Consider the following 14,368-nt stretch of genomic DNA (forward strand, 5'->3'; position numbering starts at 1 on the left):
TGATCGCGCTAAGTCCTTGAAAATTGATTCGTTTCGACTCGGAACAATTACATGCTGATTCGCTTGAATCGCATTGGTTGTGTCAGGAGTTCTGCGTCATGGTTGCCCCGAGAGCGAATTGGAAAGGCTTCATCAAATACGGAGAGGTCGCTTGTCCGGTGGCGCTGTACACTGCGGCATCATCTTCGGAAAGGATCGCTTTCAACACGCTGAACCGCAAGACCGGAAACCGGGTCAGGCGCGAGTTCGTTGACAGCGAGACCGGCGATCCGGTCGAACGTGACGAGCAGGTCAAAGGATACGAGGTCGAAAACGGCCAATACATCATCCTTGAGCCCGAGGAGGTCGCCGCCGCCGTTCCTGACAGCGACAAGACGCTCAAGATCGACGCCTTCATCCCCTGCCACGAGATCGACGACGTCTATTTTGACAAGCCGTACTATCTGGCGCCGGACAAGATGGGTACGGATGCTTTTTTGCTTTTGCGCGACGGCATGAAGAAAGCCAAGGTTGCCGCGATTGCCCGGACCGTTCTCTTTCGCCGCGTTCGAACCGTCCTCATCCGTCCGCATGGCAAAGGGCTGATCGCCACAACGCTGAACTTCGATTACGAGGTGCGCTCCTCTCAGGAGGCGTTCGAGGAACTACCCGATCTGAAGATCGAAGGCGAAATGCTGGATTTGGCCGAGCACATCATTGGCACCAAGAGAGGAAGCTTTGATGCCAGTGCCTTCGATGATCGTTACGAAGCTGCCGTCGCCGAGCTGGTGAAGGCGAAGATCGAGGGTAGGGCGCTTCCGAAGAAAAAGGCGCCGGCGGCGTCGAAACCCAGCGATCTTCTGCAGGCACTCAGAGAGAGTGCCGGCATTGATGCAAAGAAGGCGGAGCCGAAACGGAGTGCGGCCAATGCCAACAAGGGCACGGCGCGCCAGAAGGTCGCCAAACCTGCCGCTTCCAAAACCAAGTCCGCGGCGTCGCAGACCCGCCGCGCCGGTTGATCGGAGGAGACCATGGCTGTCCGTCCCTATTGGAAAGGCTACCTCAAGCTATCGCTCGTCACGTGCCCGGTCCAGATGATGCCGGCGACCTCCGAAAGCGAGAAGGTCCGCTTCCACACACTCAATCGCGAGACCCAGAACCGCGTCGTCAGCCACTATGTCGACAGCGTCACCGGCAAAGAGGTCCAAGACGAAGATGAGGTCAAAGGCTACCAGCGTGGCGAGAACGAATACATAATGCTGGAGGACGAGGAGCTGGAGAACGTTGCGCTCGACAGTGCCAAGACGATCGACATCTTCACATTCACCCCGCGCGACAGCGTGGAATGGATCTGGCTCGACACGCCGTATTACCTATCGCCCAACGATCCGGTCGGACAGGAGGCGTTCTCCGTCATTCGCGATGCGATGGAGGCCCAGGACATGGTTGGTATCTCGCGGCTGGTGATCTCGCGCCGGGAACGCGCCGTCATGCTGGAGCCACGTGGCAAGGGTATTGTCCTTTGGACTTTGCGCTACGGGGATGAAGTCCGCGATGAAGACTCGTATTTTGCGGGCATCGACGACGACGAGACAGCGGACAGCGAGATGATGCCCCTGGTACAGCAACTCATCAAGAAGCAGACGCAGCACTGGGACCCGAAGATGGTCATTGATCCAGTGCAGGACCGGCTTCTCGACATCATTGCCGCCAAGAAGAAGGCGCTGAAAAAGCAGGCCAGAGCGAAACCGTCCGCGCCAGTAAAGTCGACGCCGAGCAACGTCATCAACATCATGGATGCTCTGAAAAAGTCGGTCGCCGCTGAGACCCGGTCCAGCAAATGAAGCGACGCGCCAAACCGCTCCTACAGGACGACGGGCTTTCTGCAAAATCGCAGCCGCGCCGCAAGCGCGATCCGGCGCAGCCGAACCTTCCATTTGATCCGATGCCCGATCGGGTTGAGCCATGCCTGGCCTTGCTCAAGGCAGCTCCCCCGATCGGCCCGGATTGGGCTTTTGAGATCAAGTGGGATGGCTATCGGCTGGCCGTGCACATCGAGCCGAAAGGCGTGCGAATTATTACCCGCGGCGGCCATGACTGGACACACCGGTTTCCTGCGATCGCGGCAGCTGCCAAAGAGCTGGGAGTCGGGACTGCTATCCTGGATGGCGAAGCTGTTGTGCTCGATGCGCAAGGCAGGTCCGACTTCGGAGCGCTGCAACGCTCGCTTGGCGGACGCGGCGGCAAACGAGATTCGAGCGAAGCCGTCCTCTTCGCCTTCGACCTGTTATACTTCGACGGGCACGATCTGACGAAGACCGAGCTGTCAGTCCGCCGACATCTTTTGACAGATCTGTTGGATGGTGCGGTTGGAGCGATCCAGCTTTCCGAGGAGGTGGAGGGTGACGGCGGCGAACTCCTCGAAATCGCCTGTTCTCTCGGGCTGGAAGGAATTATCGCCAAACACCGGGACCGTCCTTACCGATCCGGCCGGACGGGCGACTGGCTTAAAATCAAGTGCGTGCAGAGTGAGAGCTTCATGATCGTCGGCTACGAGCAGTCAGCCACCGCGCGCGGCGGGATTGGCAGTCTGCTGCTGGCTGCGAGACGTGGACAGGACTGGGTCTATGTTGGCGCGGTAGGAACCGGGTTCAAGCAAAAGGACGCGGCATACCTGAAGAAGACCCTGGATACGCTGAAGACCAGGACACCGGTCGTGCCGCTCAAGGGGAAGAACTACGTCTTTGCGCAGCCGACGCTGATTGCCGAGATCGAGTTCCGTGGCTGGACCGACGATGGCAATCTGCGGCACGCATCTTACAAAGGACTGCGTGAGATCCAGGACAATGCCGCTGTTTATGAGCTCGACTGAGCAGGAATTTCAGCGCGTCGGCGAGGCCTTAAATTTTTTCGGCCCGTGCTCTTGAATCCTAAATTCTCAAAAACCAAATCGTTTGCCGCCAGCCGCTGAAAACAGGGCTGGCCTTGCTGGGAGCACCGAGTTTCGGCGCTTCTGTACCCATGTTGCTTCAAGGAGGATATGGCTATGGCAACATCTTACGACTACGCACCTCTGTTCCGCTCGAGCGTCGGCTTCGACCGGGTCTTCAATCTCCTCGAAAATGCCCAGCGCGCCCGCTCGATCAGTGATTGGCCGCCCTATGACATCGTCAAGACCGGCGATGACAGCTACCGGATTTCAATCGCGGTCGCAGGTTTTGCCCGAGATGATCTCGACATCACCTTCCAGTCCAATCTGCTGACGGTCACTGGCAAGAAGCAGGAGATGGCATCCGAAGGCTACCTGCATCGCGGCATTGCCGGACGTCCGTTTGAACACCGGTTCGAGCTTGCCGACCATGTCAGGGTAAATGGCGCGGATTTAAACAATGGTCTTTTGTCGATCGATCTCCTTCGTGAGATCCCGGAGGCGTTGAAGCCGCGGAAGATCGACATCCAGACGGATCCGGCCCTCGTGCAGTCGACCGCTCCGGTGCAGATCGAAGCGCAAAAGGCCGCCTGACTGAAACTTTGGAAAAGGGCGCCGCTGGCCGCGGCGCCCTATCGCACATTCCGGGTTGGGAAGGAGAGAGACAATGAAACCCGATATGTTCAGAGAACCTGTGATTATCCTTGTCGGTCTTGGCTTTCCCGCTAAGGTCCGAACAGTTATGGACGCTTACCGGCATCTCGTCGAATGGCCAGCATCAATGCGCGACACGGCTTATTCGGTGGCGCTGAAGGCCTGTGGCGCAGCCCTGCGCGGCGAGATCGAAGCGGAGACCGCACGCGGGCTGTTCGCAGCTTTCGCTGAGAAGCACGATCTGCTGGCACCGGAGACCGATATCATCGCCGCTTCCAGTCGCCGGCACGACAAAGATCCGCACGTTCGCTAGGGAGGCCGACATGGACCAGATTTTGCAGCAGGCCGCGAGCAATGCCGCTGCGACGGGTCATCCGACGGTCCTGCTTCAGGGCATGCAGATTGAGCGGCCGCTTGATGTGGTGAAAGCGACTGCTCTCACCGCGGACGACAAACGGACCATCCTGGCCTCATGGGCCTGCGGACTTCTACGCGGTCGACTCTAAGCCGGCGTTCCGCCATATTCCCGGAACACCGGAGCCGGTTTGCATCGACGATGTTCAGGCTGCTCTCCGAGAACTTGATCGGCGCTACGGTACCTGACGGGTCCCGCGTTTAGGCGGCCTGTTTCATGGACTTTGCCAGCCGCTTGATGGCCTGCTCCAGCGATCGCTGCCCGTCGCAATAATCCTGCCAGGCGCTCGTCTTCTCAAGCAGCGCTGGGACGGTGCGGATAGTGAAGCGCTTCGGATCGAGATCGGTCTTCACCTGGGTCCAGGTTAGGGGCATCGACACTGTAGCACCCGGTCGCGCACGCGGCGACAACGGCGCGACCGCCGTCGCCGTCCGGTCATTGCGCAGATAGTCGAGGAAGATGCGGCCGTTGCGCTGGTTCTTCGCCATCTTGATCAAATAAAGCTCAGGGTTCTCGCGTGCCATCTGCTGGCAAACATCGTGTGCGAACGCTTTTGCCTCCGGCCAGGCAAGCTTCTTACCCTTTGGCACGGCAAGTGGCGTGACGACATGAAGGCCCTTGCCACCGGTGGTCTTGCAGAAGCTGACGAGGCCAAGTTCCTCCAGCCGGTCGCGCATTTCCCGAGCGGCTTCGACGACGGCGGAGAAGGGGACTTCCGGGCCTGGATCGAGGTCGAAGACGAGACGGCCTGGCGCCTCCGGCTGGCCCGGTTCGCAATTCCACGGATGCAGCTCGACGCCGCCGATCTGGGCGATGGCGGCAAGCCCCTCGACGCGATCGATCTGCAGATAGGGTTTCTTGTCGCCAAACACTTTGACCAGTTCGAGCAGATTAGAGGTCCCCGGCATTGCGTGGCGCTGAAAGAATTGCTCGCCGCCGATACCATCGGGGGTTCGGATGATCGAGCATGGCCGCCCCTTGATATGGTCGATCAGCCATGCACCGACGGCTTCGTGATAGCGAGCCAAATCTTCCTTGGTTACCGGCTTTCCATCATGGGCATCGGGCCAGAGCGGCTTGTCCGGGCTGGAGATCATCACGCCCATCACCTCGGCCTTGGCGTTCTTGCCGCGTGCCGGCCTTGACGGCTTGGTGGTGGCCGGCGTCGGGGTGTCGGTCTTTGCCGGCGATGCCGGCTTGTCTGCCTCGACTTCGTGTGCAGGCTTGTCTTCGCGCAATCCCTTGAACGCCGCCTGGCGGACGAGTCCATCCGCAGTCCAGCCGGCGAACTGGATCTCTGCGACCAGTTCGGGTTTGACCCAGACGATGTTGGGATCCTTCGTTGGCGCGCCGATTCCCGTAAACGGTGATTTCTCCGCCTCGATCTCGCGAAGCTTCGCCAGGATCGTATCGACTGTTTTGGCGCCGTAGCCGGTTCCAACCCGGCCGACATAAACGAAGTGACCACCCCTGAAGACACCAACCAACAGGGAACGGAACTTGCCGTTGGTCGTGGCATAGGCGCCAATCACAACCTCATGGCCAGCGCGGCATTTGGATTTCGCCCATGTCTCGGTGCGGCCCGATTGATAGGGCGCGTCGGCCTGTTTCGAGACAATACCTTCCAGCGACAGCTTGCATGCAGATTTGAGGACCGCATCGCCTCCGGTTTCGAAATGTTCGACGAAACGCAAGCGTGGGTCGTCACCGGCATCATTGAGCAGTGTCTGCAGCCGTTCCTTCCGCTCGGTGAGCGGCAATTGCCGCAGGTCTTCACCGCCCTCGAACAACAAGTCGAAGGCGAAATAGACCAGTTCGTCGGTCTTGCCTTCCGACAGCGCCGCCTGAAGTGCTGCGAAATCCGGCGCTCCGTTTTCGTCGAGGGCGCAGATCTCTCCGTCGATAATGGCATCCGGCAGGTTTGCGGCCGACGCGGCAATCGCCGGATATTTGCCCGTCCAGTCCAAGCCCTTGCGGGTCTTCAGCGTCACCTCGCCGTCTTCGATGCGCGCCTGGATACGATAGCCGTCGAACTTGATCTCGTGGATCCAGCCATCGGCTGAGGGCGGGCGATCGAGCGTTTCGCAAAGCTGCGGCGGTATGAACTCCAGCATCGCGGACTTTGCCGGCTTTTTCGGCGCCGGCGTTCGCTTTGTCCTCGTATCCGCGGCACGTTCCTGCGCCGCCAGCCCGTGATTGCTATCCCAAACGGCATCTGCCTGGACGTCGCCTCTCTGCACCATGAACGGTTTTGGCTTCCTGCCCTTGCCGGAAGCGATCGCCTCCATGGTTCGGCCGGAGGCGACGGACGTCGCGTTGTCCTCAAGGACCGCAGCACCATTCTCCTCGACTGAGAAGTCGTCATGATGCTTGATCAGCAGCCAATTCGTCCGCTTGCCGCCGTCGCGGTCATTGCGCATCCGCACCAGCACGAAGCTGCCATGCAGCCGCTCGCCTTCCAGGGTAAACTTGAAATCCCCTTTGGCGAGAGCCTGCTCCGGCGTCTTGTTGCCTTCCGGCTCCCAGTAGCCGCGATCCCAGAGCATGACAGTTCCGCCGCCATATTGGCCTTTCGGTATGGTGCCCTCGAAATCGCCATAGTCCAACGGATGGTCTTCGACCTCGACAGCCAAGCGCTTGTCGTGTGGATCAAGAGACGGTCCCTTGGTGACAGCCCAGGACTTGAAGACGCCATCGAGTTCGAGCCGCAAGTCGTAATGCAGCCGCGTTGCGTCATGTTTCTGAATGACGAAGCGCCTGCGGTTGGACGCCTTCAGCTTCGCTGCGCCGCTCGGCTCCTGCGTTTTTTGAAAATCGCGTTTCTGCTTGTAGGTCGAGAGCTTGTCGCTGGCCATGGCAGTCCCCGGTACAAATCCGCCTCCCGCCTCCGATGAGGGCGGGATGAGGCCCGGCCGGACAGGTTGGACGCTCGACTGCCGTTTCGTTGGCCGCGATGAGAAACCGGAAAAACCATCGCGTTCGTCATCCCTGCCACGTCCGGTTGACACAGCCTGGAACCTCGACACTGAGAAGCGTCCAGCCGTGATTTAGTTCCAACAACACCGTAAGCGGGCTCAGCCTTTTCGCGGAAGATTGAAACTGTCGGTCAACATAGCCGTTTCCACAGCATGAGCGACGAGCAATCAACGGAGAATGTCGAAGCTGCGCCAGGAGAGACGGTGTTCTTTCCGTTCGACCGCATGACTGTCGAGCAATTTCGGACGCGTTTCCCCACGGCGAGATGGAGCGACACCCGGAAGGCGTGGTTTGTGCCAGGTAAGACTGCCGCACGCCGTGTCGGGCGCTGGCTGGCCGAACTCGAAGCAGAAGCCGATGCGTTCGCCGACGCGAAGGGCAGGGATGCGTTCGAGTTTGACCCGATCGAGAGCTGTTACCTTGCACTCGGGAAGGCAGGCTTCCTGATCAAGACGCCTTATTCGCGTACGGTCGTCGACGAATTGCGCAAGATTCCATATTCGCGATGGGATGGCGACCTGAAGATCTGGCACGTCCCCTACCGTTCATATGAAGAGCTCCGCAGCCACTGGCCGGCAATCGAGGAGGCGGCGAGGAGGAACGAGCCTGAGGAACGGCGGCGTCGAGTTGAAGCCCGGAAAGGCTCGGAAGAGGAGGCGAAGTCGAAACTACGCTCGGCTGAGCGGAAAAGGCGGCGATACCCTGTCGCGAGCGACAACCTTCCACCTTTGGACCGCGTCGTCGGCATTCAATATGGCTTGGTGATCTTCACTGAGATCACCGGGGAACTCGTCGATCCAGAGGCGATGGCGGAATTCTATCCAGGCGTCACGGAAGATCACGTCTGGGGTCTGTGGCGGAAGCCGAGGTTAGACGAACTCGTAGGCACATGGCCAGCGAAGGTACCACACGCGGAAGGTGCTGAGTGGTGGCAGCCGACCATAGAAGAGCTTCGACCAGTCCGGCGGGCCGCTCGCCGAGAAGAAGACAGAAAACTTCGCAACCACGGCGCACCCTGAGAGTTTCGCTTTCATTGAAGCCAAAGGAGATCATCATGGCGGACGACAGCACCGTTACCATCCGCGCGAGTTTCTCAACGCGTGAGGCCGCCGACCTCACGGTCGAGCATCTGGTTCAACAGCAGGGCGTGCCCCGGCCCGACATTTTCGTACAGTCGGCCACCGGCGAAAACACATCCGGTTCGCACGCATCCGGCCGAGACGCCTCGCGCGCCGATGGTACTCGCCATGATGGTGCCCTCGATGGTGACATCGAGGTTTCGGTCGACATCGCTGCGGTTCAACGCATTTTTGGAGATGTCGAAGCGACGAGGGTTTCGAAGGGCTGAGAAGGATGGTCGCGCAAGCGCACCGTGCAGATGGTCAATTGATATATGCCAGAATGGTTTCTCGATGCGCTTCTGCAGCGCTTTCGCAATGGCTGACTTGCCGCTGCTCGACGCACCATGCAAAAAATAACGTGTGCCATCCGGTCCCTCCTGATTTCAGACCGCGCTTGCCGCAATCTGCCCAGCGGTTAACTCTCGTGCCATTGCCCCTTGACCTCAACTCTAGTTGAGGTTGTACGAATTTCAAGGCGATCGCGGCCCATCGAACGCGACCACGTCAAAGGAGGGCGTCTTGGTCACATATTTTCGCTACTCGAAACCCAAATATTCCGTCAGAACAAGCCTGGTTGGAGCCGTATTGTTGCAGTTACTCGGCACCGGATTGTTGGCGTTCATCTTTTGCCTTTTGGATACGCTTACGGCGAAGCCAACGATAACTCTCGGTCAGTTTTTGCCATGCCTGGTTGGGGGCGTCGCTGGCTTCCATTCTGTGGCTTTTCGTCGGCCAGCAACAGACGGCCAGCTTAGCCTTGTCGCAACATCGTTCTTGGCATTTGGAACCTTTTATTGGCTGGCGTCCTATTCATTGCCTGATCTTTTGCTAGCAAGATTGATATCGGGATTTGGACTGGGCGTGGTTGTTGCAAGAGCCTTCCGGCGTGGCTTTCTTGAAAATCCGGTAGTTCCCCGCGTCCGATAGATTCACGGCCGCACTTGGTGCATCAGGGCAGTTCCCGGCCCGAAGCGGACAGACCGGTATGTGCGGACGAGTACAACGGGATTGTCGTCTTTCTTTTTTGCTCCAGTATCATCCGTGTACCTTCTTTTCTTCATGGTCGCGCCTTGCCAAATAGCAGTGACAGAGAGTTTTGAAGGATAGAAATAGATGAATCAGACAGTTTCCAACGTGAAGTCACGAAACATTCTCGTTCTCGGGGCAGGGGAACTCGGCATGCCCGTCCTTCGCAATCTGGCCCGTCGTGCCAAAAAGATTGAAAACGCGAAGATCAGCGTTTTGCTGCGTGCCAGCGCCATTGATTCCGACTTCCCGCCGAAGCAGCGTGACGTTGCTGAAATACGCGACCTGGGTATCGATATCGTCGTAGGCGATCTGGTGAAGAGTTCGGTTGATGAGTTGGCGTCCTTGTTCTCTCACTATGACACCGTGATCGGCTGCACGGGCTATGCAGCGGGGATCAACACTCCGATGAAGCTGGCCAAGGCAGCGCTGCAGTCCGGGATTCCCCGCTATTTCCCGTGGCAATTCGGCGTCGATTTCGAAGCAATCGGTCGAGGCGGGCCACAGGACATCTTCGATGCCCAGCTTGATGTGCGTGAACTCCTGCGATCTCAAAGTAAGACCGACTGGGTTATCATCTCCACCGGCATGTTCATGAGCTATCTCTTCGAACCGGAATTCGGCGTCGTTGATTTTGAGAATAGCACAGTGAGAGCACTCGGAAGCTACGATACGGCTGTTACGGTGACGACGCCTGACGACATCGGGGTGCTCGCCGCAGAAATTGTGTTTTACGAGCCGACTATCAGCAATGAAATCGTCTTTCTGGCTGGCGACACGGTTACCTATGGCGAGCTTGCGGACAAACTTGAAGCAGCTTTGAACAGACCTTTCAGTCGCTCCGAGTGGACTGTTCCGGTTCTCATGGAAGAACTAGCAGCCGACCCTCAGAACATGATGCGCAAATACCGTGCAGCCTTTGGTATCGGGCGAGGCATGTCGTGGGACAAGGCGGGCACGTTCAACGTCCACGAGGGCATAAAGGTGACGGATGTGTCTGATTGGATCAACGTCAACCTGAGCGCAAGGTAACGAGGCCTTTTGAGGTGCAACCCGACAGAAGATAATTAAACAGGAGCGCGCGGTATGCCCGCACTCTCCCGGTTCGTCCGCAGCTTCCTATCGCCATCCGGTCGAGGCGTGATGACATCAACGGAGCGACGGCGGTTCTCGGCCGTTAGAACGTCTGCCAGGAAGGCTTTTCCGGCGGTCGGGAATCAAATTCCTCGCGTGACTTTCGAAACTGCTCGGAATTCTCCACGACCCACGTCCACAACGGGATCATACGAATGAGAAGACCCATTCCCAGTTCTGTCAGTTCGTATTCCACCCGAGGCGGCATCTCGACGAGATCGTGGCGCGTGACGAGGCCATCTCTTTCGAGTTGGCGTAGCGTGCGAGTAAGCATTCGCTGCGTGACGCCGTGCATCCGTCTACCGATATCTGCGTGCCGAAGTCTGCCGTAAACGCCGAGGGTGTGTATGACGCCGAGCGACCACCTATTTCCCGCGTGGGTGAGAACCTCACGTCTCACCCCGTCTTGATCCTCGCGAAGACCATCGCAAACTGCTTGAGAATATCTCAGCATTTCTTCTCTGGTCATGATCCTTGCCTCCGGCATTCCTTTTTTTGTCTTACCAGTCTTCAGAGGGCGTTGCATCTGCCTCTCGTGCGTGTTGGAACGTTCATCGAATTTGGCGGGAATATCCGCGTCGTTGGTTTCACCGATGCCCGAGGACATCTGCTATTGGCGCTAAGCTGCCAAGACTTTCGACCCAAGCCTACCGTCCCGAAGAGCAAGTAGTTGCCTAGATTAGAAAAACATTTGACAGCCAGAACCACTGAATTGAGGGTCGGCGGTTCATATTCTTTCAAGAGCAAGTGCTCAGGCCACTACCTACGCCATCAAGGGCTCACTATGGTGCTCCAAAACAGATACGGCGCCCTCCTTGGAAAATGCGCCGTTCAATCCCTTCGCGACACCTTCGGCCGCAGTCTCAGCTCGGCTAGCCATGGTTTCCAACGCGCGTCATCGCCACTGGACAATATAGTAGATATTGTCCACTATATTGTCCTCGGCGCATGACGCGTCAGCCAAGGCGAACAAAGTTACAAAAAACAAGGGGAACTTATGTCGCATCCCACCACGTCAGCCAACGTGGTGCTGTCCGTTCGCAATCTCACGGTGGATCTTCCGCCGGGAATGGAGCGCACCCACGCGGTCAAGAATATCTCGTTCGACCTTCATGCAGGTGAAATCCTGTGCATTATCGGTGAATCCGGATCCGGCAAATCCGTCACTGCCAGCACGATCATGGGGCTGTTGTCGCCCGTGATAAAAGTCAGCTCCGGCGAAATCCATTTCAACGGAATGGACATACTTGCGGCCAGGGAAGATAAGATCCGGCCGCTGCGTGGTCAGGCGGTCTCAATCATTTTCCAGGACCCGCTTTCCGCGCTCAATCCATTGATGACAATCGGGGATCAGATCGCCGAGGTGCTTGAAGCGCACGGCTATGGAACGCCTGAAACCCGCAGGACCAAGGTTCTGGATCTACTGGAAGAAGTCGGTCTTCCCGACCCGCCTCTGATGCGGCTGCAATATCCGTTCCGTCTGTCTGGCGGACAACGCCAGCGGGTCATGATCGCCATGGCACTGGCACTCGATCCGGATGTCCTGATCGCCGATGAGCCAACAACCGCTCTCGACGTTACCACCCAGGCGCAGATCCTTGAGCTCATCCGCAAGATACAGAAGCGCAAGAACATGAGCGTCATGTTCATCACCCACGATTTCGGCGTCGTTGCCGAAATTGCCGATCGCGTCGTGGTGATGGAGAAGGGATATCTTGTGGAGCAGGGAAGGGTGGACCAGGTTCTGGTCAATCCCGTCCACCCCTATACCCAGCGACTTGTCGCTGCGGTTCCGCGGATGCGGAGCACTGAGCGTTCAGTCAGCGCAGAAGCCCCCGTCGTTCTCAAGGTCGAAAATCTTGAGAAGGAATATCGCAGCTCCGGCTCGTTTTTCCGCAAGGCCCGTATCGTCAAGGCGGTCAACGGTGTCAGCTTCAAGCTCCACAAGGGCCAGACGCTCGGTATCGTCGGTGAAAGCGGGTCGGGCAAGTCTTCGCTCGGACGTGTCCTGCTCAAATTGCTGGACGCCGATGGCGGCTCCATACGCTTCGACGGCCGCGACATCGCCGCGATGGACGAAACCTCGTTTCGATCCTTGCGACCCTATATTCAGATGATTTTTCAGGACCCGTTCGCATCACTCAATCCGCGCCACACGATCGGCAGGATCTTGACGGTCGGCCCTGTCGCCCATGGAATGGCAGTGCATGAGGCAAGAACCAAGGCGCTCGGAATTCTGAAGCTCGTGGGGCTGGATGAGCAGGCCTATGACCGTTACCCGCATGAATTCTCCGGCGGCCAACGCCAGCGCATCGGCATCGCCCGTGCATTGATGTTTGATCCGGTCGTCCTTGTGGCCGACGAAGCCGTGTCCGCTCTCGACGTTTCCATACAGGCGCAGGTGCTGGAGCTTCTGGCGCGGGTTCAACGGGAAATGAAGGTGGCGATGATCTTCATTACCCATGACCTGCGCGTCGCAAGCCAGATTTGCGACGATGTTCTGGTCATGCACAAGGGAACGGTTGTCGAACAGGGGCCGCCGACAAAAATCTTCCGGTCGCCAGCCCACCCCTATACTCGGAAACTCGTTGCGGCGATCCCCGGTGCGGACTGGGAACCTGCGGCAACTGCCGTCGGCACATAACATCGAAGTCTGACGAGCCGGACACCTCGACAGACTTCGCATCGCGCGACATCAAAGACCGATCGCACCGCCGGATTATTGTGGATCCGGCGGTGCGAGAGGTTTTCCTTTTAAGAATCTGATTTAAATAATAAAAATATGATTTCAGGAATAAAAAGTAGTTGCGTTTGTCTACTAATTATCCTTTCATTCAGTCACAAAACTGACATACGACATGGCCGAAAACCTGCACTGCGGCACGCCGGGAATGCGTGTGCGCCAATGCTGATCTTTGACCATTCGAACGGAAACTCCATGTCCAAACCAACTGAAAATCCGCCGACATCGCCAACCGATATCAATCTCGATGTGCTTGAAGACACGCTGAGCTTTTACATCCGCACGATCAACCTTGCCGTATCGCGCGATCTCGATGCCCGGCTGGACGGGCTGGATGTGGCGAAGGGAACTGGAAAGATCACGACCCTGCTGCTCGTCGATGACTACCCGGGTATCCGTCCTTCAGTGATAGCTCATCTGACGATGCGGGACCGGTCTGCAATGGGCAGGATCATCGACCAGATGGTGTCGCACGATCTGATACGCCGGGAAGTGTCGCAGGAGGACAGCCGCGCCCAGGAGCTTTACATCACCGAAGCCGGAGCGGCACTTGCAACGAAAATCCGGGAGATCGTTCCGCAGCAATCGCGCGATTTCTTCAGCTTCATCCCGGAAGACGAGCAGAAGCAGGTTATCGACATTTTGCGTCGCGCCTACCGCCATATTGTGGGGCTTGCATGATGGAGCGAACGACAAAACGCGTTGCTCTCATATCCGGTGCAAGCCGGGGTATAGGCGACCATATCGCCGCTACTCTTCTTGGTGAAGGCTGGTCGGTATCGCTTGGTATGCGCAGCCCTTCGCTGCCGCAATGGGCTGTCGGTCGCGAGGGACAGGTCCATCTTGCCCAGTATGACGCAAATGATGCGAGTGCGGAGAAACGCTGGGCGGATGATGCGCTTCAGCATTTCGGTCGTATCGATGCGGTCGTGGCCAATGCCGGCATCATGATCCCGAAGACAGTGATCGAAGCGGATGACGACGATATCGACGCCATGCTTGCGGTCAACGTCAAGGCGCCGAGAAGGCTGGTTAAGGCCGCCTGGGAGGCGTTGAGCGAAAGTGGTCGTGGCCGGGTCGTCATCCTCGCTTCCCTTTCCGGCAAGCGGGTGAAGTCCGCATCTGCCGGCAGCTATTCTCTCTCCAAATTCGCGGCGGTCGCGCTTGCACATGCCATCCGGCAGGCGGGCTTCGAAAACGGCGTGCGCGCCACAGCCGTATGCCCCGGTTTCGTTGCCACCGATATGGCGACCGCCCTTTCCGAACGGCCGGCGGACCAAATGACCCACCCCGCCGATCTTGCCCGCATCATTGCAATGCTGCTGTCCCTACCGAATGAGGCTTCCGTCGCCGAATTCGCCATTAATTGCCAGCTCGAGGAGTTTTTCTGA

At 58.0% G+C, this 14,368-nt stretch carries 14 protein-coding genes and 1 pseudogene; 12 read left to right on the forward strand and 3 right to left on the reverse strand.

All coding sequences use genetic code 11. The features are described from left to right. Positions 1-98: 98 nt before the first annotated feature. From CFBP5499_RS25925 to CFBP5499_RS25950, 6 genes are all read left to right on the forward strand, one after another. A complete protein-coding gene (locus CFBP5499_RS25925) occupies positions 99-998 on the forward strand; it encodes a Ku protein (RefSeq protein ID WP_080830457.1) in 900 nt (299 codons plus the stop codon). A 12-nt stretch (positions 999-1,010) separates the two neighbouring features. Then, positions 1,011-1,823 carry a Ku protein gene (locus CFBP5499_RS25930; RefSeq protein ID WP_080830458.1) on the forward strand — a complete coding sequence of 271 codons (813 nt, stop codon included), beginning with the start codon at positions 1,011-1,013 and terminating at the stop codon, positions 1,821-1,823. Beyond that, entirely contained in the window at positions 1,820-2,851 is a 1,032-nt protein-coding gene (gene ligD / locus CFBP5499_RS25935) for a non-homologous end-joining DNA ligase (RefSeq protein WP_080830459.1), read from the forward strand. Before CFBP5499_RS25930 ends, ligD (CFBP5499_RS25935) begins: the two co-directional genes overlap by 4 nt. 174 nt (positions 2,852-3,025) lie before the next feature. Then, positions 3,026-3,502 (forward strand): Hsp20 family protein, encoded by a 477-nt coding sequence (locus CFBP5499_RS25940; RefSeq protein WP_080830460.1) that lies wholly within the window; start codon positions 3,026-3,028, stop codon positions 3,500-3,502. 73 nt (positions 3,503-3,575) lie between these two features. After that, positions 3,576-3,875 (forward strand): DUF982 domain-containing protein, encoded by a 300-nt coding sequence (locus tag CFBP5499_RS25945; protein WP_003585063.1) that lies wholly within the window; start codon positions 3,576-3,578, stop codon positions 3,873-3,875. Between the two features lie 10 nt (positions 3,876-3,885). Further along, the gene (locus CFBP5499_RS25950; protein ID WP_336470689.1) at positions 3,886-4,068 is read left to right on the forward strand and encodes a hypothetical protein; all 183 of its coding nucleotides are present in this window, start codon (positions 3,886-3,888) and stop codon (positions 4,066-4,068) included. Between the two features lie 109 nt (positions 4,069-4,177). Here CFBP5499_RS25950 and ligD (CFBP5499_RS25955) read toward each other — a convergent pair whose 3' ends face one another. Beyond that, positions 4,178-6,832: a DNA ligase D gene (gene ligD, locus CFBP5499_RS25955; protein WP_080830461.1), complete on the reverse strand. Its 2,655-nt coding sequence runs from the start codon at positions 6,830-6,832 to the stop codon at positions 4,178-4,180. 273 nt (positions 6,833-7,105) lie between these two features. On the opposite strand from ligD (CFBP5499_RS25955), the gene CFBP5499_RS25960 reads away from it, so the two are divergent. Further along, positions 7,106-7,972: a hypothetical protein gene (locus CFBP5499_RS25960; RefSeq protein ID WP_175416915.1), complete on the forward strand. Its 867-nt coding sequence runs from the start codon at positions 7,106-7,108 to the stop codon at positions 7,970-7,972. A 35-nt stretch (positions 7,973-8,007) separates the two neighbouring features. Next, the gene (locus CFBP5499_RS25965; protein ID WP_080830619.1) at positions 8,008-8,301 is read left to right on the forward strand and encodes a hypothetical protein; all 294 of its coding nucleotides are present in this window, start codon (positions 8,008-8,010) and stop codon (positions 8,299-8,301) included. Between the two features lie 66 nt (positions 8,302-8,367). On the opposite strand, the pseudogene CFBP5499_RS30910 reads toward CFBP5499_RS25965, so the two are convergent. Continuing rightward, positions 8,368-8,424, reverse strand: a pseudogene (locus CFBP5499_RS30910) (chloramphenicol phosphotransferase); the annotation flags it as partial. 763 nt (positions 8,425-9,187) lie between these two features. On the opposite strand from CFBP5499_RS30910, the gene CFBP5499_RS25980 reads away from it, so the two are divergent. Continuing rightward, positions 9,188-10,132, forward strand: a complete 945-nt coding sequence (locus CFBP5499_RS25980; protein ID WP_080830463.1) for an aromatic alcohol reductase — start codon at positions 9,188-9,190, stop codon at positions 10,130-10,132. A 145-nt stretch (positions 10,133-10,277) separates the two neighbouring features. On the opposite strand, the gene CFBP5499_RS25985 is transcribed toward CFBP5499_RS25980, so the two are convergent. Further along, the gene (locus CFBP5499_RS25985) at positions 10,278-10,703 is read right to left on the reverse strand and encodes a winged helix-turn-helix transcriptional regulator (protein ID WP_080830620.1); all 426 of its coding nucleotides are present in this window, start codon (positions 10,701-10,703) and stop codon (positions 10,278-10,280) included. 528 nt (positions 10,704-11,231) lie between these two features. Here CFBP5499_RS25985 and CFBP5499_RS25990 point away from each other — a divergent pair. The 3 genes from CFBP5499_RS25990 to CFBP5499_RS26000 all read left to right on the forward strand — a co-directional run bounded on the left by CFBP5499_RS25990 (position 11,232) and on the right by CFBP5499_RS26000 (position 14,368). Further along, positions 11,232-12,878, forward strand: coding sequence for an ABC transporter ATP-binding protein (locus CFBP5499_RS25990; RefSeq protein ID WP_080830464.1), 1,647 nt, complete (start codon positions 11,232-11,234; stop codon positions 12,876-12,878). Between the two features lie 294 nt (positions 12,879-13,172). Continuing rightward, positions 13,173-13,658, forward strand: coding sequence for a MarR family winged helix-turn-helix transcriptional regulator (locus CFBP5499_RS25995; protein WP_026330963.1), 486 nt, complete (start codon positions 13,173-13,175; stop codon positions 13,656-13,658). Further along, complete coding sequence (locus CFBP5499_RS26000) at positions 13,658-14,368, forward strand: SDR family NAD(P)-dependent oxidoreductase (protein ID WP_175416934.1); 711 nt, start codon at positions 13,658-13,660, stop codon at positions 14,366-14,368. Before CFBP5499_RS25995 ends, CFBP5499_RS26000 begins: the two co-directional genes overlap by 1 nt.

Origin of the sequence: Agrobacterium tumefaciens (genome assembly GCF_005221325.1) — a bacterium.
GTDB lineage: Bacteria > Pseudomonadota > Alphaproteobacteria > Rhizobiales > Rhizobiaceae > Agrobacterium.